Source organism: Paenibacillus sp. SER-28 (genome assembly GCF_052906305.1).
Genome location: NZ_JBRECM010000017.1, coordinates 44,404 through 67,736 on the forward strand (window position 1 = coordinate 44,404; position 23,333 = coordinate 67,736).

At 45.1% G+C, this 23,333-nt stretch carries 16 protein-coding genes and 2 pseudogenes; 11 read left to right on the forward strand and 7 right to left on the reverse strand.

All coding sequences use genetic code 11. The features are described from left to right. Positions 1 to 179: 179 nt before the first annotated feature. Positions 180 to 284 (forward strand): DUF6254 family protein, encoded by a 105-nt coding sequence (locus tag ACUYLD_RS24390; RefSeq protein ID WP_023988604.1) that lies wholly within the window; start codon positions 180 to 182, stop codon positions 282 to 284. Between the two features lie 455 nt (positions 285 to 739). Here the strand turns inward: ACUYLD_RS24390 and dapA are convergent, their stop codons facing one another. Next, complete coding sequence (gene dapA / locus ACUYLD_RS24395) at positions 740 to 1,624, reverse strand: 4-hydroxy-tetrahydrodipicolinate synthase (RefSeq protein ID WP_446676174.1); 885 nt, start codon at positions 1,622 to 1,624, stop codon at positions 740 to 742. A 99-nt stretch (positions 1,625 to 1,723) separates the two neighbouring features. Here dapA and ACUYLD_RS24400 point away from each other — a divergent pair, with 99 nt between their 5' ends. After that, positions 1,724 to 2,605, forward strand: a complete 882-nt coding sequence (locus tag ACUYLD_RS24400) for a LysR family transcriptional regulator (protein WP_416145773.1) — start codon at positions 1,724 to 1,726, stop codon at positions 2,603 to 2,605. A gap of 288 nt (positions 2,606 to 2,893) precedes the next feature. After that, a pseudogene (locus ACUYLD_RS24405) lies at positions 2,894 to 3,016 on the forward strand (NAD(P)H-binding protein); the annotation flags it as partial. Positions 3,017 to 4,147: 1,131 nt separating this feature from the next. Here the strand turns inward: ACUYLD_RS24405 and ACUYLD_RS24410 are convergent. The 6 genes from ACUYLD_RS24410 to aiiA form a co-directional block, all read right to left on the reverse strand. After that, positions 4,148 to 4,759 carry a TetR/AcrR family transcriptional regulator gene (locus ACUYLD_RS24410; protein ID WP_081112483.1) on the reverse strand — a complete coding sequence of 204 codons (612 nt, stop codon included), beginning with the start codon at positions 4,757 to 4,759 and terminating at the stop codon, positions 4,148 to 4,150. Between the two features lie 158 nt (positions 4,760 to 4,917). Continuing rightward, the gene (locus ACUYLD_RS24415) at positions 4,918 to 5,109 is read right to left on the reverse strand and encodes a hypothetical protein (protein WP_446676175.1); all 192 of its coding nucleotides are present in this window, start codon (positions 5,107 to 5,109) and stop codon (positions 4,918 to 4,920) included. Between the two features lie 29 nt (positions 5,110 to 5,138). Further along, on the reverse strand, positions 5,139 to 6,527 hold the full coding sequence (locus ACUYLD_RS24420; protein ID WP_446676176.1) for an amidase: 1,389 nt from the start codon (positions 6,525 to 6,527) through the stop codon (positions 5,139 to 5,141). Positions 6,528 to 6,572: 45 nt separating this feature from the next. After that, the gene (locus tag ACUYLD_RS24425) at positions 6,573 to 7,010 is read right to left on the reverse strand and encodes an MFS transporter (RefSeq protein WP_322163320.1); all 438 of its coding nucleotides are present in this window, start codon (positions 7,008 to 7,010) and stop codon (positions 6,573 to 6,575) included. Between the two features lie 16 nt (positions 7,011 to 7,026). After that, on the reverse strand, positions 7,027 to 7,893 hold the full coding sequence (locus ACUYLD_RS24430; protein ID WP_446676177.1) for an MFS transporter: 867 nt from the start codon (positions 7,891 to 7,893) through the stop codon (positions 7,027 to 7,029). A 14-nt stretch (positions 7,894 to 7,907) separates the two neighbouring features. Beyond that, positions 7,908 to 8,666: a quorum-quenching N-acyl homoserine lactonase AiiA gene (gene aiiA, locus ACUYLD_RS24435; protein ID WP_165179822.1), complete on the reverse strand. Its 759-nt coding sequence runs from the start codon at positions 8,664 to 8,666 to the stop codon at positions 7,908 to 7,910. A 316-nt stretch (positions 8,667 to 8,982) separates the two neighbouring features. Here aiiA and ACUYLD_RS24440 point away from each other — a divergent pair. The 8 genes and pseudogenes from ACUYLD_RS24440 to ACUYLD_RS24475 all read left to right on the forward strand — a co-directional run. After that, positions 8,983 to 9,210, forward strand: a pseudogene (locus ACUYLD_RS24440) (NAD(P)H-binding protein); the annotation flags it as partial. Between the two features lie 173 nt (positions 9,211 to 9,383). Beyond that, positions 9,384 to 10,406 carry an NADH:flavin oxidoreductase/NADH oxidase gene (locus tag ACUYLD_RS24445; RefSeq protein WP_250268341.1) on the forward strand — a complete coding sequence of 341 codons (1,023 nt, stop codon included), beginning with the start codon at positions 9,384 to 9,386 and terminating at the stop codon, positions 10,404 to 10,406. Positions 10,407 to 10,974: 568 nt separating this feature from the next. Then, positions 10,975 to 11,385, forward strand: coding sequence for a MarR family winged helix-turn-helix transcriptional regulator (locus ACUYLD_RS24450; protein ID WP_013310356.1), 411 nt, complete (start codon positions 10,975 to 10,977; stop codon positions 11,383 to 11,385). A gap of 74 nt (positions 11,386 to 11,459) precedes the next feature. Then, on the forward strand, positions 11,460 to 13,223 hold the full coding sequence (locus tag ACUYLD_RS24455; RefSeq protein ID WP_446676178.1) for an ABC transporter ATP-binding protein: 1,764 nt from the start codon (positions 11,460 to 11,462) through the stop codon (positions 13,221 to 13,223). Further along, positions 13,216 to 15,066 (forward strand): ABC transporter ATP-binding protein, encoded by a 1,851-nt coding sequence (locus ACUYLD_RS24460; RefSeq protein ID WP_446676179.1) that lies wholly within the window; start codon positions 13,216 to 13,218, stop codon positions 15,064 to 15,066. Before ACUYLD_RS24455 ends, ACUYLD_RS24460 begins: the two co-directional genes overlap by 8 nt. Positions 15,067 to 15,186: 120 nt before the next feature. Continuing rightward, positions 15,187 to 15,495, forward strand: coding sequence for a hypothetical protein (locus ACUYLD_RS24465; RefSeq protein ID WP_061830895.1), 309 nt, complete (start codon positions 15,187 to 15,189; stop codon positions 15,493 to 15,495). Positions 15,496 to 15,791: 296 nt separating this feature from the next. Continuing rightward, positions 15,792 to 16,028: a hypothetical protein gene (locus ACUYLD_RS24470; RefSeq protein WP_446676180.1), complete on the forward strand. Its 237-nt coding sequence runs from the start codon at positions 15,792 to 15,794 to the stop codon at positions 16,026 to 16,028. A gap of 1,974 nt (positions 16,029 to 18,002) precedes the next feature. Further along, on the forward strand, positions 18,003 to 23,333 hold a 5,331-nt coding region (locus ACUYLD_RS24475; RefSeq protein WP_446676181.1), incomplete at its 3' end, for an amino acid adenylation domain-containing protein.

Sequence of the window (23,333 nt, forward strand, 5' to 3'; positions counted from 1 at the left end):
CTCCGCAAACATAAAGTGCGTGAGTGCATTTTTATGATTAGCGATTTTGACATCCTATATTTGGGATTGTGAGATGTAGGAGAAAATTCAACGAATTTAGTTTTATGAATGAACAGAGCTGAGAAATGACAACTTAAGAAAGTAGTATACATCACAATTTCCAAAGGAGGATATCTGTTATGGCTCACCAGAAGAAAAGGAAAGAAGCAGCCTGGAAGTCACGAAAGCAAGAGCAGCATCCCCATGGTAAAGTCAAATCGCTCAAGGAGCTGTCCAGCGAATAGGAGTGAGGAGTATACTGCTTGAAAGAGAAGGACTGTCGGTGAAATTCATCGGCAGCCTTTTTTTGCAATAATTTCGCTTACAGGAATGTTGCAGCTGGATTTACTAATAACTTTCCAGCTATTGCTTGTAAGCTTTTCAGATTGCAGACCTCATTAGGATGAAAACGCTGAGTATGTAGTTATTTAATATTCTCTTTGTATAACAACCCAATGCAGATAGCGGGACTTGTAAAAAATGTTTTCCTGATGACAGCGTCTACAAACACCAAATTGCTATGCGTCACATACATCTTCACTTATTTTGGACCAGTAATTTACAGCGTTCTACTATAGAGGGTATCTTCTTAAATTCGTTTTTCTAAAGGCTGCCTGTTCCGGCTAAGAAATGAAGCATCTCCTGTCCAGGAGATGCTTCTTCTACGTTATGATTGGGGAGTCTGAGATAAGCTGATTTATCAGGATATGATTGAATTCAGGAAACCCTGCTTCACCTGATCCGACAGGGGCATAAGTGGCAGACGCAATTGCTCGGCGGCAATAATCTCTTGTTGGGTAAGCCACCACTTGATCGCGGCCGGGGCTGGCTCTGCAAATACATGCTGGATCATCGGTTCCAGTAGCATAAAACTGTCTCGCGACCCGTTCATGTCGCCAGCCATAAAACGTCGGTATATATCCACATACTTCTGGATATGGAGATGAGCGGATGCAAGCATACCACCGGTAGCCCCCTGGCATAGCATGGCATGGAAATAGGCATCCTCTCCGCAGAGGACAGGCTTGGTCTCGTACTGGGTCAATTTTAAGAGCAGATCAAGACCGCCCGTGCTGTCCTTGAGCCCAATTATGCCATCCAGGTCCAGCACTTTGCGAATTGTATCTATTGTCATGCGACTACCCGTGCGAACCGGAATCTCATATACTAGCACAGGCAGGCCTACACGAGATACGACACGGAAATGCTCCAATATTCCTTCCTGCGTCGGCCGGTTGTAATACGGAGTGACCACCATGGCTGCATCCGCTCCTAATTCAGCCGCCATTTCCGTCCGATGCACCGTTGAATAGGTATCGTTCGTTCCCGTGCCAATAACGATCGGAATGGTTTTGTTCATGCTCTTCAGAACATCCTGCGTCACATGTACCATCAGCTTCACTTCATCCCAGGATACGGTTGGCGACTCTCCTGTCGTACCGTTAACGACCAGACCCTGGATGTCATGGCCTGCAAGATAGGTAACATACTTCCGGTACGAATCGATGTCCAGCTTATAGTCACGCGTAAAAGGTGTAATCAGCGGTATGAAAATCCCATGAATATGTTGTTCGTTCATCATCATCAGTTATCCCTTCCCGTTGAATTAAATCTAATGTAACATAGGAAACAGCATCAGAGTTATCTATAATAAACGATGATTCTAATCAAAATTTTCGATGGGGTGGCCAGATTGGATTTCATTTATCTTCAAACATTTCGGGAAGTTGCCATTCGTGAAAGCTTTACAAGAGCAGCAGAAGTGCTCGGTTACGCACAATCCAGCGTCACGACCCAGATTCAAAAGCTGGAGAAAACATATCAAGTTAAATTGTTCGAGCGCTACAATAACAATAAGATTCGTCTTACCTCCGCCGGAGAAGAGCTGTTCAAGCTTGCTGGACAAATGCTGGAGCTTTTCGAGCAATCGAAAGAAAAGTTGGCCAAGCAGGGCGGAGGCTCCATGACGATCGGTACTATGGATTCCATCGCTTCGTATTTTCTGCCGCCGTATATGCAGGCGACTCGCAAAGAATACCCAGATCTGAACATACGATTGCATACGGATCGCGAAGAGATGATTTTGCACCAGGTGAGGGAAGGGGAGGCCGATGTTGGGTTGATCCTCGCGGACGATTCAAGCAATCCGGCGTTGCAGTGGATTACCATTCGAGAAGAACCGCTTGTGCTGATTGTCCATCCGAACCATCCGCTTATCGCTAAAGAGCGAATCGACCTGAATGATCTGGTTGATGCGGAGTGGATCATGCCCGAGCATACGTGCAACTACAGACAACTGCTGGAGAGAGTGCTTCGAGCAAATGGAATCACCTATCGCGTGAGTCTGGAGCTGGGTAATCCGGAAGCGATCAAACGGAGCATCAAGACTGGAGAGGGTATATCCATTCTACCTCTAATGGCTGCGCTGGAAGAGATTGAACGGGAAGAGTTAAAGGTGTTACCCTTTGAGCATGCCGAGCTCAAGCTGGAAATTCAGCTTGTTCTTCATCCCAAAAAGTGGGTGTCCAACGCATTGAGCTTTTTTATGGAGAGCATGAGAATATAGATTTTCCTCCACATCAAAATTAATATACAATACGAGCGCTTCCTAGTAGATACCAGAAGCGCTCAAAGTTTAACGTACCGAAGAATGAGAACTTAGAAAGCAAAGATGAACCAAAGTTTATTCAAATCATCGACGTATTTTTTCTGGAGAATAAGCAATCAATATTTGTATTCACTAAACCATTCGGTTACTTAATGTTTAATTAGAACAAGATGATCGACCTTACAGCCAAGAATGGTGATTTAAGTTAATGGGAAAGGAAAAAATATAATAATGAGGAGTGATTAGGTGAAGGTTTTGGTGGTAGGTTCAAATGGACAAATTGGACAACATCTTATCCATTTTTTGAAAGAAAACAAAGAACACACAGTCCGTGCGATGGTTAGGAAACAAGAACAAGCTAATGCTTATCATAATGGTTCCATGTTCCTGATGTTTTGGTTTTTAGGCAAGGGCATATTCCATTACTTTATTAAATAAAACTGGAGCCCAAAGAAGAACGAAACAATGATCGAACAGAATTGGGTAATAAATATTGTAGAACATACGCATCAAAAAAGGATTGGGAATATCAAGTAGTTTTCCCAAAAAAACCGCCGATATCTCTGTCCCGTAACCTTAAGTTTTTGAAAGATTTTTTAAAAGAGAGAAAGTACTATTCACAATGGTATAACCCTGTTATCTATCGACTTCAGTGTATTTGAGTCTTGTCCAGTTGACCATCTTGCCTCCACATTCGTAACAATACAGATCCCCTCTTAATTAAACCATTGATTTATCACCTCATCGCAAAAGGAACATTAATCACCAATCTCAACGAGCTTATTTCATCCCGTAGCATAATATTACTAAACACACAGGTGAACCCCCAAGTAGAAAAAATAGATGGAGGAATGTTGTATGGCATTTAACCAAATCAGGATATATGCTTAGTGTTGTCTTTATGGGAAAAAGTTCAAGGTGGTTACCATAAATCCCCCTCATGTGTGGCTAAGGAGGCCTGATGGTGAGGATCTAGAGATATTTTTTACTGATTTAGTGAATCACCCGACTTTTGTACTGGAAGCCTCGATGAAACTTGAGAAGCAACAAGAGAAGAAGTCATACGATAAAAGTGCTGTACAAATCTCTTCAACTGCAACTTTGGAATACATAAGATGAAAACCTGCTTGTTCTCCATGGATTCTCAGGCTACTAAGCCTGCTGCTACGAAGCCTACAGGAAGTAGACGAAAGAGCGCTGCTGATGATAAGAAGACCGAATAAGGAGAGCGTGCCATGGAAGTCCGATCCGGACAATTCGCATAGCAGCCATTGGCAGAAAAAAAGGGTTGTCCCATAAGTCATAAAAATGACTAGGGACGTCCTGTTCTCCAATTGTAAAACAATAAGAAACCGTTCCTGGGTAAAATGGAGGTACCACCCGACCATTTGAAAGGATATGGTTTCTTTGTACATTCAATATACCATTATGAGATAAAAAGAGGAGTTACGCAGGACTATCCCTCATCCATGTTATGTGGCTTTGTGGCCAGCCCCACAATTAATGTCTATTAGCTCTTAAACCTTCAATAAATATGCGGTGTAATCCATCAAGAACTCGTTGGCTTGTAAAGCCTTCATCTTGGAGATGGTAATCGATATTGTGAAGCACGGCCAGCAGGGCTTCAATAGTATATGAAATGTCCACCCCGGATACGTCTCCCTGTTCAACGGCCTCATTTAGCAGATTTCTGCTTATATTGCGCATCCATTGACATAACGGAGATTGTAACGGACGATGCCCGGTTGAGGCCCGGCTGACCTCACAGAGCCAAGGAACTTTCGCTTCTAAAAAAGATACATATCTTACGATTACATGGTAAAGCCGGTCCAAGGCAGCGGTTTCTGGGGACTGATCAAGAAATGCTTGAACTTCATCAAACAAAGGTTGGTATTCTTCATACGCGATCTCCTGACATATGTCGCCCTTATCCGAGTAGCGGCGGTATAGGCTTGCTTGTCCTACTCCAGCAGTCTTCGCAATCTGATGCATATTGACATTGTCAACACCGTTTTTGATGAAAAGTTCTCTAGCCGCCGCCAAAATTCGTCTTCGGTTTAACTCCTCTCTGGGAATTTTCAGAGAGACAGATTGCGATTCTGAATTCATCATAAACATCTCCCTTCATCATTAATTTAACTGTTATTTAACACGAAAAACGGACAATATGTCCGTTTTTCGTGTATAGGACATGTTGTCCGTCTTCATATTATAATACATTTCGTGAAAAATTAAAAATACATTCATTTGGGTGACCGATGAGCTTTTTTTTATTTCTTGGTATAGTGCTTTTTGTAAATTGGAGGCAAATGCGGTTCAATGCCCGATAGGTCCAGTTCCTTTAAACTTGCGATCGTATGAATAAACTGCTCGTATGCATTTTTCTTGTCGCTCGTCGTATCTGTTCCGGTTTCGGTTGATGCTTTCCTGCTAACTTCAGAGTTAAGTTGCTTTTGATCCATAGATTACCCTCCATCAAATATAGTCAGGCTTACAAATCCGGATGTCTCTTGTGCCAGTCTGTATTCATTTCATAAGTATTGCCGATACCTAGTACTGTCGCTTCTTCGAAGGGGCGGCCAATCAATTGCATATTAATCGGCAGACCGGAAGGTGAGAAGCCGCAAGGCATGCTCAGGCTAGGCAAGCCAGTCAAATTGGTCGGAACCGTAAATGAGTTCAATCTGAATACACTAGCATCATCATCTGCACGCGGCGCAGTGATCGGTGTTGCCGGCGTCAACAAGATGTCGATTCCGGACAATGCATTCAAAAAATCATTGACAATTAGTTGCCGGGCCCGCTGAGACTGAAGGTAAATGGAAGCCGGAATATCTCTACTGCTTTCAAGAAACATTCGGACGTCCGGTCCATACTGTTCCAATTCTGTCTCAAGCCACTTTTCGTGGTACGAGTACATTTCCGTCATCATAATGGCCATCGTCGCACTTCTAACATGTTTGATCAGGGGCAGGCTAACTTCGATGATTTCTGCTCCCAGTTCTCGGAATTTATTGATAGCGGCCTTCATCGCAGCTTCCACTTCCGGCATCAAATCCTCGTAATAGTAGTTTGTCGGCAATCCGATACGCACACCCCTGAGACCATTCGGATACATCTTGATACCTGGCGCAGGCAGATCGACAGTCGATTCATCCTTTGGATCGAAGCCAGACATCACATCCAAGCACAGGGACGCATCCATGACACAGCGGGTCAACGGACCCGAGTGGTCCAATGACCAGGCCATTGGAATGATACCATACCGACTGACCCGACCGTACGTCGGCTTCATCCCTACGACACCGCACAAAGCAGCGGGTATGCGGATCGAACCTCCGGTATCCGAGCCTGTGCCCAGATAAGTAAGTCCAGCCGCTAAAGCAGAAGCCGAGCCGCCGCTTGAACCTCCCGTTACAAGTTCAGTGTTCCACGGATTGAGGCAAGGACCGAAGTGCGGGCTAGTTGTTGTCAATCCCGCAGCGAACTCGTGAGTCTGTACTTTGCCTAGCAGAACTGTTCCAGCCTCATGTAGCTTAGCTGCAACCGTCGAATCGTAATCGGGGACGAAGCTGTTCAATATTTTTGAACCGGCAGTTGTTCGGATCCCTTTAGTGTAATATAGATCCTTATGAACGATGGGAATCCCGTGAAGGGGCCCTTTGTACCGACCATGCATAATATCGCGTTCCGATTGCTTCGCTTGTTCAATCGCCAGTTCGGACGTTTGGGTAACGAAAACGTTCAGTTTCGGATTCAAACGTTCGATGCGGTGAAGCGCATGTTCTGTAATCTCTACCGGGGATATTTCCCTTGTTCGGATCCCCTCGGCCAGCTCATGAATAGCAGCAAAGGACAGTTGGAAATTTAATTTACTCATCTATTCATCCTCCGTCTCTTTCGGACATGTCGTAAGTCTACCAAACTAATTACCATAGCTTCCGCTACGATTTGCTTTTCTTGCGAATAAGTATGTCAGGATTGCCAACAGGGAAATGGTAAAATAAACAACAGAAAAAGGCATCTTTAGATCAATCAGTCGGCCGACCAGCGCAGGGCCGAATGCTCCGCCTAGGAGATAGGCCAGTGTGAAAATACCCATCCCTACACCCAGCTCAGCCGAACGGAGTGTCGTCGAAACTAAATTGCTGCTAGAGGTGAGGACACCGTTGAATCCAATCATAAGGATAATGATCAATAAAGCGTCGATCCATGGCGGCAAATGTACGGATACCCCCAGTAGTATAAATCCGCTGATGACGAGACTTTGCGATATGACAAGCACGCGGGAGCTTCCGAAACGATCTGTCCAACCTCCGATCCGGGATCCGAGCAAGGCTGCACAGGCGGCACCGGGAAGCATCAGCAGACCGATTTTACTAGTTGGTAAATGAAAGGAATTCTTCCATGACAGGAAGAGTAAAGGTTAACCCCGTGTTGCATACGAAGGTAAGGAATCCAATCCCTAGAATTCGTCGGTAAGGAGCATTTTTCATGAAAGATGCATCGATAAATGGATGTTCTTTTTTCTGAATATGAGTACCGAACCATAGAAGAACTGCTGCTCCTGCAATGAGCATAAACCAATAGTTCGTAACCCCTAGCAATACCAACGCCAGTCCCGCGGAGAACAAAACAGCTCCGAGAAAATCGAATGAACCGCGGTCGTGTTTCTTGTCAGGAACATACTTGAATATCAAAGGGATAACAAATAGGCTCAGACTGGACACGATGAACAAAGCACGCCAGCCAAAGTATTGCTCCACGAAACCGCCGAACACAGGCCCGAAGCCGGAAGCAAAGGCAATTGTGGCGGATAAGGTTCCCAGCACCCGTCCCTTGACTGTAGGCTTAAAATACAGGGTTACTGCCGCATAAGACAGGGGAGAGATGGATGAGGCCCCTGCTGCCTGCAGCAGTCTCCCAATGATGACTTGCAAGTATGAAGCTGCAAAAAAGCCGATCATAGAGCCGAAAGCTAAAAGGATTAAACCAATGACATACAGCTGGCGAAAGGAAAAGGACTCCGTTAACTTGCCGTAAGTACCGGCGCCGATAGCCATCAAAATGCTGTAACCGACCATAACCCAGCTCACCTGCGAGGAGGTCAGGGCAAAGTCAGCGGAAATCGAAGGTATAGACAAATTAAACATGGTCATATTGATGTTTCCGAAAATAATGAGCAAGCAAAGTGTCCCCATTAATTTCCGCTCATTGCCGGATAAAGCCATTGATTGAGTATCCATAGCCTGTCCCTCCATTACAGGAAGTCAGGAAAGGTGCGGCATTTTTGCGCCTGATCTCTATCGTGTCCCAAGAAAACATAGGACGGCCGAACATCCTGAATTAACTCCTGCATGCGAGTAATCGATTTGGCAGCCATCTCTTGATCGAATGTCAAGAACGGTACGCTATTCTCGAAGTTCTCCCGAGTATAAGCAACATCAATTGTCAGTAGCACTGGACCCGACTTTTCCGTTGTGACAAGGACTGATTGATGGCCAGGGGAATGACCCGGAGTGAATAAAATTTGAACCCCCGGAATCAATTCATGGTCACCCTCAATGATTTGATATTGTAAATCGGGCAGCCTGCACTCTAATGGAGAGTAATCCTCATTGTTTATGGCCGCATCATACTCTGCCCTTTGAATAAGGATCGGCGTATTGCGGAAATGCCCGTTTCCCCCAGAATGATCCAAGTGTAAATGGGAGCTAATGACCATTTGAATATCGTCAGGTCGATAACCTACACGCTTTAACACATTTACGATCGAGTCGCCGTCAGACATGTTGGGGACGACGCGCCCTTCACGTCTAGTCCCCTTGTAGTAATCGGGATTGTTGATAAAAGCGTCGGGCATTCCCGTATCGATGAGTATCGGCCCGCTGGTCGTTTCCAATAGAAAAGACCACACAGGCATTCCGACTAATTTCCCGGGGGCAAGGGTTCGATTAACTGCCGATTGATCTAGGAAACATTCACCTACAGGTAAAAAATACAACTTTTTGATATTCATCCTAGTTTCACCCTTTATATTATAAATCCGGACAGTTTGTCCGTTTTGTTTTGATTATATCGGACAGATTGTCCGATGTCAATTTGTCATCGGCGGTTGGGCTTCGGAATCTACTGGTTCTCATTTCTCTTCACAGTTATAGAATGACGAGTGATCATATTAGGGTGTGATTATGTTTTTGTTGGAGGATAAGTCTCAGTTATAATCCAAAAAAACGTAAAAAGTCTCAGTTATAAAGCAAGAAAGTATCACTTATAACTAGAAATTTTAGGAATGTAAGAATAACTTTTGTCTTAAGTATAGCCATTACTCATAGCTGGAAAGCAGCAGTTTGAACTACACAATCATAAGACTGGGGATTCTTTTAAATGAAATCGGTACGGGAAAAGTGGCTGCCGCGGAGAATATCACCTATGGCAGTATCCCACGTGAGGATGTAGCCCGTGCCATTGTGGCAGCTTTAGATGAGGAGAACACATACAAGCGAGCATTTGATCTGATTACTGGTGACGATTCAGTTGTCGAAGCATTGCAAAAAATCTGAAGATGAGGATCAAGTGTGAATCCAAACAATAAAGAATTATTTGCACCAATTACTTTGAAGTTTTGAAATCATACCTAGAGTTGACAAATGAAACAAACATGTTAATGTATATGCTTGTGCATGCATTTTATTGATGCATTTCATAATATAAATCAGAGAGGAGTCTTTCTCACATGAAAGATTTATTTAGTCCCTATACAATTAAAGGTTTGGAATTGAAAAATCGTGTAGTTATGCCTCCAATGTGCCAATATTCGGTTGACAAAAAGGATGGGGTCGCCACAGATTGGCATTATATACACTACGTTAGCCGGGCGGTAGGCGGAGCTGGTTTTATCATAATTGAAATGACAGATGTAGAGCCAGATGGTCGTATCTCCGATTTTGATCTTGGTTTATGGTCAGATGAGCAGATTCCTGCTCTCAAACGGATTGTAGATGCTTGTCACAGCTACGGTGCCAAAGTGGGAATCCAGATCGCGCATGCCGGACGCAAGGCGGAAGATGCTGAAGTCCCTGTAGCACCATCTGCTATTGCATTTGATGAAAATTCAAAACAACCTCGCGCGCTTGCAACAGAAGAGATTAAAGGACTCGTTGAGAAATTTCGTGCTGCTGTAGCTCGAGCTGTTAAGGCTGGATTCGACAGCATTGAAATTCATGGTGCACATGGCTATTTGATTCATCAATTTCATTCGCCGCTTACGAACAAACGGGAAGATGAATATGGTAAAGATCTTACCCTTTTTGGTCGGGAGATCATTCAGGCAGCGAAGGGCGAAATGCCGGAAGATATGCCGCTGTTGATGCGTATTTCTGCCAAAGAATATGTAGAAGGTGGATATGGTATTAAGGAAAGCATTGCTTTTGCCAAGGAATATCAAAAGGCAGGAGTAGATATGTTTGATATTTCATCTGGCGGTGAGGGACCTATAGCTGCATGGGGCAGACCAGGAACTCACGCAGCGTATCAAGTCCCCTTGGCAAAAGATATCAAAGAAGCTCTGGATATTCCGGTGATGGCCGTTGGAAGACTGGAAGATCCAATTTTGGCGAATGCAGTTATCGGAAATGAAGAGGCTGATCTGGTTGCTGTGGGTAGAGGGATGTTGAGAAATCCTTATTGGTCACTGGAAGCAGCATCAAAATTGAAAAAAGAAACCGCAATCCCTACACAGTATACTACAGGGTTTTAAGACTGACTGTATACATTACTGATTGAGCCTGCTTGGGTCAGTAAAACGATTCGAATCGATTAAGCAAAAAAAGTACGTCCTTTAGACCTTCTGTAAAGTACTCTATCAAGGTACTCTACAAAAGGTCTAATTAATGAGCTCTGCGATCACAGAGAGCATCCAGAATATTGTTGCTCAAACCAATTTGCTGGCTGCCTGGGCAGGAGCATGGAAGAAGGTTTCCGATTGTGGCGGAAGAAGCGCGTAAGATTGCCGAATATGCTTTGAATCTATGGGCGGAATCGATGACCAGACGATTCATCAAAGTACGGCATGTAGAACTTGACCTTACAAACAATAATGAAGATGTTCAGAGGAAGATACATAAGAAGAGATTCAGTTTTAGCTCTGATGTCTTTACATTGGACTTTGTGTAGAAAAATTGGTAAAGATACAAGCTAGTTACGGAGGATTTTTTTGTATTCCATATTTTCTCTAATTGACTTTGTGACTCGACATTATTATTATCTTATACTATAAGATTAATTATCTCATACTATAAGGTATTAGCGAGAAGGTGTTGTGACCAATGGATTATAAAGCATTAGCGACAGAACTATTCGAGTATATCGTCAAATCGCGGAAACCGGCATTAGAGGAACGAGGGCACTTCTCACGTGGCGAAATGGGGATTCTCATTTGTCTGAATTTCAATAAGGACGGGGTTACCTCTGGCCACTTGAGCGAATACTTGTCCGTCAGTACGGGACGGGTAGCAACGGCACTGAAGAGTCTGGAGAAGAAAGGACTAGTTGTACGGCGTACTGATGTCAACGACAAACGTAAGGTGATTGTATTCATTACGGATTCAGGTAAGCAATTCATGATTGATAGGCATAATGAAGGAATTGCATGGACCGAGAATGTTCTTCGAAAGTTAGACGAAGAGGATGCTAAAGAACTGATTCGACTCATTAAGCTTATTGTCTCTAGAAGCTGAACTTCTATGCAGATGCAGGACGCACCATACTTCACCAAACATCAAAGACTATCAGATAAAAGGAGAGCAACAGAATGCTAAAGATATTCAAATATCTCAAGAAAAATGAATGGATGCTCGTACTTTGCAGCCTAGCTTTCATCGTTGTTCAGGTATGGCTTGATCTGAAGCTGCCTGATTATATGGCGGAAATTACGACCAAGCTGCAAACGGAAGGAACGCCTGTGTCCGAACTGCTGATTCCCGGCAGTTACATGTTGTTTTGTGCCGTCGGCAGTATGATTGCATCTATTATTGTGGGCTATTTCGCGGCAAAGGTGGCTGCTGGGCTGGCTATGCGTCTGCGTGCGATGGTCTTTGACAAGACCTTATCCTTTTCGATGGAAGAGATGAACAGCTTTTCGACGGCAAGCCTCATTACCCGCTCCACGAACGATGTCACGCAGATTCAAACGGTGGTTGCGCTGGGGCTGCAGGTGATCATCAAGGCACCGATTCTGGCCGTATGGGCTATTGTGAAGATTGCGGATAAAAACTGGCAGTGGACCGCCTCCACAGGAGCGGCCGTGGTTGCTCTGATTTTAATGCTAAGTGTCATTGTTGTTTTCGCTCTTCCAAGTTTTCAGAGAATCCAGCGTCTCACCGATAATCTGAACAGGGTAACACGTGAGCATCTGATCGGACTTCGGGTAGTACGCGCTTATAATGCAGATCAGTATCAGCAGGAGAAGTTCGAGCAGGCTAACGTTGAGTTGACGAATACAAACCTGTTCGCGAACCGATTAATGACGATGATTGGCCCAGGTATGACCTTTATTATGTCAGGGCTGAGTGTCTCTATCTATTGTATCGGCGCTTACCTGATTAACGGGGCGGCCGTACCAGACCGCATCACGTTGTTCTCCAATATGGTCGTATTCTCCTCTTATGCAATGCAGGTGGTTATGGCCTTTATGATGGTAAGTATGATATTCATTCTGATGCCTCGCGCCTCGATCTCTGCCAAACGGATCATGGAGGTTTTGAATACCGAATCCAGCATCGTTAACGGGCATGAGACGACTGGAGAAGAGAGCGTTATGGGGCAAGTGGAATTCCGTAATGTCAGCTTCAAATATCCGGACGCGGAGGAGGCCGTGCTTCGCAACATTAGCTTTACGGCGAAACAAGGCGAGACGGTTGCCTTTATTGGCGCTACAGGCAGCGGAAAAACCAGCGTGATCAATCTGATTCCCCGTTTCTATGATGTGACCGAGGGAGAGGTACTCGTGGATGGTGTGAATGTCAGGAACTATAATCAGCAGGCACTCCATAACAAAATCGGGTATGTCCCCCAGAGAGCTGTACTGTTCAACGGTACGGTTGTATCCAACGTTTCGTATGGCGATAACGGAAGAGCAGGAGCTTCGGAGAAACTCGTTAAAGAAGCCGTTGGTATTGCTCAAGGAACGGAGTTTGTTGAAAAAATGGATGGTCAATATCAGGGTAGAATTTCGCAAGGTGGAGCGAACGTGTCCGGTGGTCAAAAGCAGCGGCTGTCCATTGCGCGTGCCATCTACCGTCAGCCGGAAATTTATATTTTCGATGATTCCTTCTCGGCATTAGACTACAGAACAGACCGGATTCTGCGCTCCGCTCTCAAAAAAGAAACCGGCCACGCTACGACACTTATCGTTGGTCAGCGCATAGGTACGATCAAAGACGCTGATCGGATTATCGTGCTGGACCAGGGAGAGATTGTAGGGAGCGGCACGCATGAAGAGCTGATGACGAACTGCAGCACCTATCAGGAAATCGCATATTCGCAGCTTTCTAAGGAGGAACTCATACATGGATAAGAATGAACACACCGTCGACAGCCAGCAAATGAAAATGAATCAGCGAGGTCCCATGGGTAAAGGACCCGCGGGGGGCAAGGGTACTGGTGAAAAAGCGAATAATTTTAAAAAGACCATCAGCCAGCTTGTATCCTACAGCAAGGCCTATGTGCCTATGATTATACTAGCTATGGTACTGGCCCTGGTCGGCTCCACCCTCAACGTGATTGGCCCCGATAAGCTCAGCGATATTGCCAACCTGATTCAGGAAGGAATCGTGACCGGGATTGATGTAAGTGCTGTTCAGAAGATTGTTCTTGTATTGGCGCTTTTATATGGATTTGGTCTTATCTTTAACTATTTTCAGGGCTTCATTACAGCAACCGTCTCACAGCGTCTTACAAAGAAGATGCGGACAGAACTGTCTCGAAAAATCGATCATATGCCTTTGAAGTATTTTGACTCTACGAGTTACGGTAATGTGCTTAGCCGTGTAACCAACGATGTCGATACCATTGGACAAACGTTAAACAACAGTCTCGGCACGCTTGTCAGTGCGCTGGCTACCTTCGTGGGCGCCTTGATTATGATGCTGTATACGAACTGGATCATGACCGTTACCGGAATTATAGCTACGCTGATCGGCTTTTGCCTGATGAGCGTGATTATGAAGCATTCACAGAAATACTTTGTAGCACAGCAAGCGGAGCTTGGCCAGATCAACGGTCATATCGAAGAAACTTATGCTGGTCATAACGTAGTCAAGGTATATAACGGGGAACAAGCAGCCAAGGAAGTGTTTCATGGCATTAACAGCCGCTTATATACAAATGCATGGAAGTCCCAATTCATGTCTGGTCTGATGATGCCAGTCATGATGTTCATTGGAAATTTTGGTTATGTCGCGGTCTGTGTCGTGGGAGCTTTGCTGGTCAACCAACAGACTATAACTATTGGAACTATTGTCGCCTTCATGGTGTATATTCGTCTGTTTATACAGCCCTTGTCGCAGCTGGCACAGGCTGCAACCAATCTGCAGTCGGCGGCTGCCGCCAGTGAACGTGTATTCGAATTTCTGGGTGAAGAAGAATTGGCAGATGAGCGTCACAAGACCATAAAGCTGGACACTGCCAAAGGGGATGTCGAATTCAAACATGTCCGTTTCGGCTATAATGCAGATCGTATGATCATCAAGGACTTCTCCATGAAAGCTGAAGCTGGTCAGAAAATTGCCATTGTCGGTCCGACAGGCGCTGGTAAGACCACGCTCGTGAATTTGCTCATGCGGTTTTATGAGCTGAACGATGGAGAAATCTACATTGACGGCACCCCGATTAGCCAATTAACGCGCGAGAATATTCATGAATTATTCTGTATGGTGCTTCAGGATACCTGGCTGTTCGAAGGAACGATTCGTGACAATATCGTCTTTTCCAAAGATCATGTTACCGATGAGCAGGTGGAAGCTGCATGTAGAGCGGTGGGTCTGCACAGCTTCATTAAAACACTGCCGCAGGGCTATGATACAGTGCTGGATGACAAAGCCAATCTCTCTGCCGGTCAAAAGCAATTGATTACCATTGCAAGAGCGATGATTGAAGATTCACCCATGCTCATTCTGGATGAGGCCACAAGCTCGGTCGATACGCGTACGGAATTGCTGATTCAACAAGCGATGGACCAGCTGACTGTGGGGAAAACCTCCTTTGTGATTGCTCACCGACTTTCGACGATCAAGAATGCGGATCTGATTCTGGTCATGAAGGACGGTGACATTATCGAAATGGGTAACCATGAGGAATTGTTGGCTAAAGGCGGCTTCTATGCCGATCTATACAATAGTCAGTTTGAACATGCATCTTAAAAGTAAATGCTTGAAAGCATATTAAATATCCATATAATTCCAACGAAATTGACAGCAGCATGTGGACATTATAAGGTATGAAAGCCAGAATTTTTTAATCATAATTGTGGAGGCAGATCAATGAACCAGCGTTTTCGAATCACCCGTTCCATGCAGGAAAGTCCTGTGGAGCAATCCATTACCCTGGAGGAGTGCAAAGATTACTTTGCATCCCAGCCAGACTTTTCGTATTCACGAGTACTAATCATACAAGGTGCTGAGAGCACCATGTCGATCGAGGGAGACTTTTTCATGTGGAAGTATGCTGATGTAGAAATACCTTTTCGTCATTACATGGGTGATGTGTATGTGGCTATTTCCGATGAGGCTGTCGTGCCTAAGATGATTGAAATTGCAACAGATTTGCAAGCAGATGTGGTGGATGGGTGAAGAACTATTCACTATTCTTATTCTGCTGAAGGTAGTTGACTTCGTAGTATATCTACAGCAAATTGACAGTGCTGATTTCTGCCTGCTGACATCGAGTTACATAGATGTCAGCATTTTTGTTAATTATGTCAATATACTGGGAAGAATAATCCATACCACAAAATACATATTCCATTGGCTTGATGCTAAGAGACTTAACAGCTGGATCAACTAAAAGGGGAACATGCTAGGTTAGAGATGCTTCGCTGTTTCTCATTACGGAGGCAGTGCAAGCTGGTAAATTAGGCGAACAACCATTGACGGTAAAAAGCGGCGATTTAATTATTGCTTTGGATGGCGCATTAATGGAGATCTCCAGTTCGGAACAGTTTGGATTGTCAGGATGGGCTGTCAGCGCTCGTTTGGATGGGATGTATAGCGAGGAAGACAGTAATGAGATTGTTTTGCGTAAAAAAACTGGAGCTTCCCAACGGGTAAAGCATTACGAATCATTTCCCTGCCTGACGCACACCATTTTGAATCGGTTAATGTGAACAGCTGCGGCAAGCGCTTGTCATTTAAAAGACGTGATGTACGAGGGCTTGACTGGATAACTGGTGAGTGGTTTCAAAGGATTCGTTTCCTGTCTGGTCACAGGGCAGAAGCTCACTCGGTTGTGATGCGCTCGGCAACAAAAACGATTCGATTCGTACACAGTATACATTCCACAACAAATGTTTCCGGTACGTTTGCTGTGGGAGTATTCACTTCATTCTTAAGGGTCAAGTCGCCAAAACTTTAAAATAGCAAGTCTCTTGCAACATGGAGACTTGCTATTTTGTATTTTCCGTTCATTAAATTTTGCGGAAAAAAATTGTTCCAAAGTTATGAGTTTTCTAAAAATTTATATTTTTAAAGGGGAATAAAAACGTTTCTATTAATTAAAAAATAAAATTTATAGCTTAAATTAGAGGAAATTTAAGCTGAACTAAAATTTCAGGAGAAAAATTAAAGAAAATTCCGCATGTAAATTAGTTCAAAAGATCTATTAAAAGTCACTATCTATTTAAAAAGTGAAGAGTTATTAATTTTGAATCATTCCAGCTTAATGCAAAATAAATTCCATGATATAGGTAATTAAAGAATATTGCTGAAAAAGTTGAAATTTGTCGGATAATGTCAGGATTGATTTGTTATATTTGTGTTAATGGTATGTAACGTAAAATTTGTTTTCGCACAAGGGTTTTGGACTTTCTTGCAAGCCTACATCATTTTGATTTTATCAATTTATAAAATCAAAAATTTTGTTTTGAATCACATTAACGAGTCATGGTCAGTATTCAATTTAATAAAAAAGTAAAATTCTTGCATTTGAAGATTTAAAAATAATGGAATAATATGGGTTATTTATTGATTTCATGAAATCCATTAATTTGGAACTTATGTCCCATGCTAATCGGTTTTAAAGTTTGTATATTTAAAATAGCTAGAAAGTATTGGGAGGAAAAAAGGGATATAAGGATTTATTGTGAGATTTTGGACAGTAAGAGGATATGAGAAATTTATATGTCAACTCGGTCATGTCTTGGTTTTAAAAACGTGATCCATCTGACTGAGAAGATCCAGTTATTTTGTTTCGCCCGACATGGGGGCTTTAAACCTGAATGGCTTACAGAACATGAAAGTTGTTCAGCAGAAGCTCCATGGATATCAAACAGAACAACATGCCCTCACGGCTTCCCGAAATGGCTTCATAAGTACATAAGCTGTTTTCTTTTTTAGACACTGTATGGGAGCACTGATTGTAATTGAAACAGCATGGCAGTTGTATAGGCAAAACTGCAAGATTCCCTGTCCATAGCATCATATCTGGTAAATCCGTCTCACATCATTTTCCGTATTCCAAAAGACAGCTCTATTATTTTTAAGGTATGCGAAATATATCCTTAACAGCCTGGGAAGCCCGTTGGCTCGTCCGATGACCATCATTTTTCATCCATGTACAAAATCAGGAAGTTATAAGCGCAGTCGTGAGTATTTTTTCGCTCCTTTCATCCTAGAATTACGCTCCTAACCACGCTGCAGCAGCTCATGCATCTCACAGCATCGATACCCTCCAGCCAAGACTCAAACAGCACACATCACGATACACTACGTTGTTAACACTGCGGTAACCATTCTACAACCCACCACCAAGATGTACTCTCAGCATAATTCAAAAATGTTCTCACTCCATGCACATATTCATACATCCAGAGTCAGAGTTATTTCACTATGTCCGCCCAACTAAAAAAGCTTGCACTGCGAAAGTGTGAGTGATGAAAAAGAGAGATGTGCTTGTTTCTATTCAAATTCAGCTCTTCGAAGACACCCATATCTCAATGGTATATCAGGAGTGGTCGCTTTTGCCGACTGTCATTGGCAATTTAATGCCGGTGAAAAGGTACGCATGACCAGTTCCTTGACAAGGACGGTCATTTATGAGGAGTTACTTTTTACCCACATCTATTTCGCGAGGAGAGATACGTATGACTCAGCACAATGTTCAATTGTTTGCATTAAGCCAACCACAGCAACGTATTTGGTACACGGAGCTTGTGTATCCCAATCGCAACACGTCCACGATTATTACCACTGTTAAAATCAAGGGAACAGTTCGAATAGATGCATTGCAGCAGGCAATGAACCGGGTGATTGCACAAAACGATTCTTTTCGTATCAAAATCACGGCTCGGGACGGCATCCCCTATCAATATGTGGAGCCGTTTGCTGCTCAGAGCATAGAAACGCTTCAGGTTACCCCGGAGGAAGCTGAGCTATGGGTCAGCCATCATAACGCACAGCCGTTCCCCTTGTTGGATTCGCAGCTGTATCGGTTTGTTATTTTGCGGTTGGGGGCAGAAGACACCTGGTTTAGTTTCAAAATGCACCATATTATTTCGGACGGCGTAACCATGGAGCAGGCCATTAATGAAATTACGGGCCATTATATGAATATTGTGCATGGTACAGGTTCAGATGCGTCGGCTCCAGCGAATTCATATCTCGATTTTATTCAGGTGGAGCAAAGCTATGAGCAATCGGACCGCTATCAAAAGGACAAGACGTACTGGACGGAGAAATTTGCCGATTTGCCGGAGGTTACAGGTTTAAAATCATACAATCCGCTTACGGTGAGTACGGCTGCACGCCGGGAGAACTATACACTGGAACACGAATTATATCGTGGTGTCACGGCTTTTTGCGAGGCGAATAACATCAGTATTTTTACATTTTTCCTGGCTGCTCTGTATATTTATTTGCATAAAATGACAGGGGAACAGGATTTAACCGTGGGTACATTGTACGCTAACCGTACGTTGAAGAAGGAAAAAAATACAATGGGCATGTTCGTCAGCACTGTGGCTACACGTCTGCGGGTTGAGCCGGAATCCGAGCTACTCACCTTCCTGCAAGGTGTTGGCAAGGAGCAGGCGTCCATTTTGCGGCATCAGCGTTATCCGTACAACAAAATCATGCAGGATTTGCGTGAACAGCAAAGCGGCACGGACATTCGCCGCCTGTTTGGCGTTACCATTCAATACCGTACACTGAGCTTCTCCCGTTTTGATGAAGCCGTTCAGCAGGTGCATACCGATTTCTGCGGAGATACGGTGAGTGACTTCGATATTGCCATGATAGACATGCTGGATGACGATAAACTTGTATTGCAACTGGATTATCGGACCGAGTTGTTCAGCGAGCAGGAGATCGCCCGAACTATTCGCCAATTCCTGAGTGTGGTAGAACATATGGTGAAAGGGCCACAGAAGCGGATTCAGGAGTTGTCACTGATGAGTGACGAAGAACGGGCACAAATTATGGATGTATTTAATGCGACAGCAGTGCCCTATCCACACAATGTGGGGATTCATGAGCTATTCGAGGAACAGGCAAAACGTACACCGGATCAGACAGCGGTTATGTTTGGAAATCAGTGTCTGACCTATCGGGAGCTGAATGAACGGGCGAATTCATTGGCACGAATGCTTCAAGCACAAGGAGTAGGACCTGACAAACTGGTTGGTCTGATGGTGCAGCGCTCATTGGAAATGATCGTAGGTCTGCTGGCCGTTTTAAAAGCAGGTGGTGCATATGTGCCGATCGATCCCGAATTTCCGTCATCTCGTATTGAATACATGCTGGAAGACAGCAAGGCCGAAGTGCTTCTGACCAGTCGTGATCTGGCAGAAGAACATCATTACATCGCCAATACCATGTTTCTTGAGGATGCAGCATTGTATCAGGGAGAAAGCGGCAACCTAGAGGCGTTTGCCCGCCCAGAGCATCTGGCTTACGTCATCTATACCTCTGGTTCGACTGGAAATCCGAAAGGAGTTATGCTCCAGCATCGCTCGGTACTCAACTTTATTACCGGGATGCGTGAAATCATCGACTTTGAAGCGAACAAAACGATTTTGTCACTGACGACCATTTCATTCGATATTTTCGTATTGGAAACCATCCTGCCCCTGTTGAGTGGAATGACTGTTGTGCTTGGCGACCGCCAGCATCAGGTGAACCCTCAGGCGCTTGGTGAGTTGATTGCTCACCATCATATTGATATGTTGCAAATGACACCATCGCGGCTGCAAATGCTGATGGATCATGAATCAGGTTTCCGCGCGCTGCGAGACGTAAAGGAAATTATGGTCGGGGGTGAAGCCCTTCCGTCCAAGCTGCTCGCAGCACTGCAAGAAATAAACGGTCCCCGCATTTATAACATGTACGGACCTACAGAAACGACGGTGTGGTCGACCGTACAGGAACTGACTCATGCTCAAGACATTAATATCGGACGTCCCATCGCGAATACCCAAATCTATATCATGAATGCGAGTGGGGAATTGCAGCCAGTCGGTGTGCCGGGCGAGTTATGTATTGCAGGGGAAGGATTGGCCCGTGGATATTGGAATCGCGAAGAACTGACGGCCGAGAAATTTGTGGATAATCCGTTTGCCGGAGGCAAAGTCGGGTATGAACGTATGTACCGTACAGGCGATTTGGCGAGATGGTCGCTGGACGGCAACATTGAATATTTGGGACGGATGGACCACCAGGTGAAAATCCGGGGCTACCGGATCGAACTGGGCGAGATTGAATCGCAGCTATTGCAGGTGGAATCGGTACGAGAAGCGGTCGTCGTGGCCCATACGGACGAAACGGGTCAAAAACAACTCGTGGCGTACTATGTGGCGAGTCAAGAACTCGGAGCCAGCGAACTGAGAAGTGAGCTGGGGCGGGAGCTACCAAGCTATATGGTGCCGTCGTATTTCATTCAATTGGATCAGATGCCGCTGACACCGAACGGTAAAATTGATCGTAAGTCCTTGCCAGCACCGGAAGGCAGCCTGCAAAGCGGAGCGGATTATGTAGAGCCACGCACTGCAACGGAACGGGCACTCGCAGCCGTCTGGCAGTCAGTCCTGGGCGTGCCAACCGTCGGAATGTTGGACAATTTCTTTGATCTGGGCGGCGATTCGATCAAGGCGATTCAAATCGTATCTCGTGCGTTCCAGGCAGGCTACAAGCTGGACATGAAGGATCTGCTTCGATATCCAACCGTTGCAGCATTGGCACCGCACATGCACGAGGCAAGTCATATAGCAGATCAGGGAGAAGTGAGCGGGGAAACAGCGTTGCTTCCGATCCAGCACGGGTTCTTTGAACAAGAGCAAGTGGATGCGCATCATTTTAATCAGGCGGTTATGCTGCACCGGGAGCAGGGCTTTGACGAAGCTGCTTTGCGTCAGGCGCTTATCAAGCTGACGGAGCACCACGATGCACTGCGGATGGTGTTCAGGAAGACCGAGCAAGGCTTTCAAGCGTGGAACCGCGGAATACAGGAAGGCGAGCTGTATCATCTGGACGTGCTGGACTTTAGGGATTTGACAGATGCAGCCATTCTGAGCGCGACGATTGAGGCGAAAGCAACTGAAATTCAAAACAACATAAACCTGTCCGAAGGACCGCTGGTAAATCTGGGTCTGTTCCGTTGCATCGATGGAGACCATTTGTTGGTAGCGATCCACCATTTGGTGGTCGACGGCGTGTCTTGGCGTATTTTGCTGGAAGATTTGGCAACCGGCTATGAGCAATCTTTACGGGGCGAGTCTGTCCGTTTGCCCAATAAGACGGATTCCTTCCGTCTGTGGGCTGATCAGCTATCCGCTTATGCGAGCAGTGGAGCGTTGGAGTACGAGCGTGCGTATTGGGAGCAGATTGAGCAAGCAGGGAAGAGTCAGGCATCCTTGCCTAAAGATTACACTCGTAAATCTCAGGCCAAGCCACAGCTTCGCGATGATCGGACACTGACAGTAGCGTGGACGGTAGAAGAAACGGAACAATTTTTGAAACAAGCTCATCGTGCCTACAATACGGAAGCAAACGACCTGTTGCTGACAGCTCTGGGCACCGCAATTCAGGAGTGGGCAGGCATCCGTCAGGTGCTTGTAAATGTGGAGGGTCACGGACGGGAAGCTATTTTGCCGGATGTGGATATTACGCGTACGGTCGGTTGGTTTACCAGCCAATTCCCGGTTGTGCTCGATATGGGCGAGGATCGGAATGTGGGACGGCGTGTCAAGAACGTCAAAGAAGGGCTGCGCCGTTTGCCGCATAAAGGGATTGGATACGGGATTTTAAGATATCTTGCTGACGAAGAAGGGGAAGCAGCTTTTGTTGCCGAGCCGGAAATCAGCTTTAACTATCTCGGACAATTCGATCAGGATTTGAAGAATAATGCATTCCGCATGTCACCTTATTCCATCGGAGCTTCCATTAGTGACACGTTGACCAAGCGGTATGCTCTAGATATCAACGGCATGATCACGGACGGTGCATTGGAGCTGACAATCAGCTACAGCAACAAAATGTTTATGAAAAAATCAATCAAAAAACTGGCTGATCTGCTGCAGGAGAGCTTGCGTGAGGTATTGGCTCACTGTGTGGAAAAAGAGTTGCCAGAGCTGACGCCAAGCGACTTGTCCTTCCAAGGACTGACGGCTGGAGAGCTGGATCATATTGTAGAGCAGACGGCTGCTGCGGGAGAATTAGAAAATATTTATTCGTTAACACCGATGCAAAAAGGCATTCTGTTCCATGGCTTAATGGAGCCGCAATCGGGGGCGTACTTTGAGCAGGCGACATTTGATCTGCAAGGCAGCTTTCAAGTGGAGGCTTTTGCCGAAAGCCTAAATCAGTTGGTGGATCGTCATCAAATATTCAGAACGAATTTTTATAGCGGATGGAATGAGCAGCCTTTACAGGTGGTGTACCGTCACAAGCACGCCGGGTTCCGTTTTGAAGATGTACGTTCGATGGAACAAGGAGAGCAGGACGCATACATTGCTGATTTTGCTGAGCGTGACAAAGCCGAAGGCTTTAATTTCAGCTCAGGCGAGCTGATGCGGGTGTCTATTTTACGTACAGGCGAGGAGTCGTATCGTTTTGTGTGGAGCTTCCACCATATTTTGATGGACGGCTGGTGCTTGTTCCTTGTTGTAGGGGAAGCATTTAATACGTACTTTGCAATACTCGAAGACCGCAAGCCGGAGCTTGTCCCAGTAACACCATACAGCGAATACATTGAATGGCTGGATCGGCAGGACAACGCGGAGGCTGAACGGTTCTGGAGTGATTATTTTGCTGGCTTTGAGCAGCAGACGGTATTGCCGCAGGTAAAACAGCTGGACGGTCACGCTAAAGAATATGAAGCGGACAAGCTTTCGTTTACACTGGACTGCGAAGTGACGGAACGGATGAACAAGCTGGTTAAGCAAAAGCAAGTGACGGTCAATACACTTCTGCAAGCAGCGTGG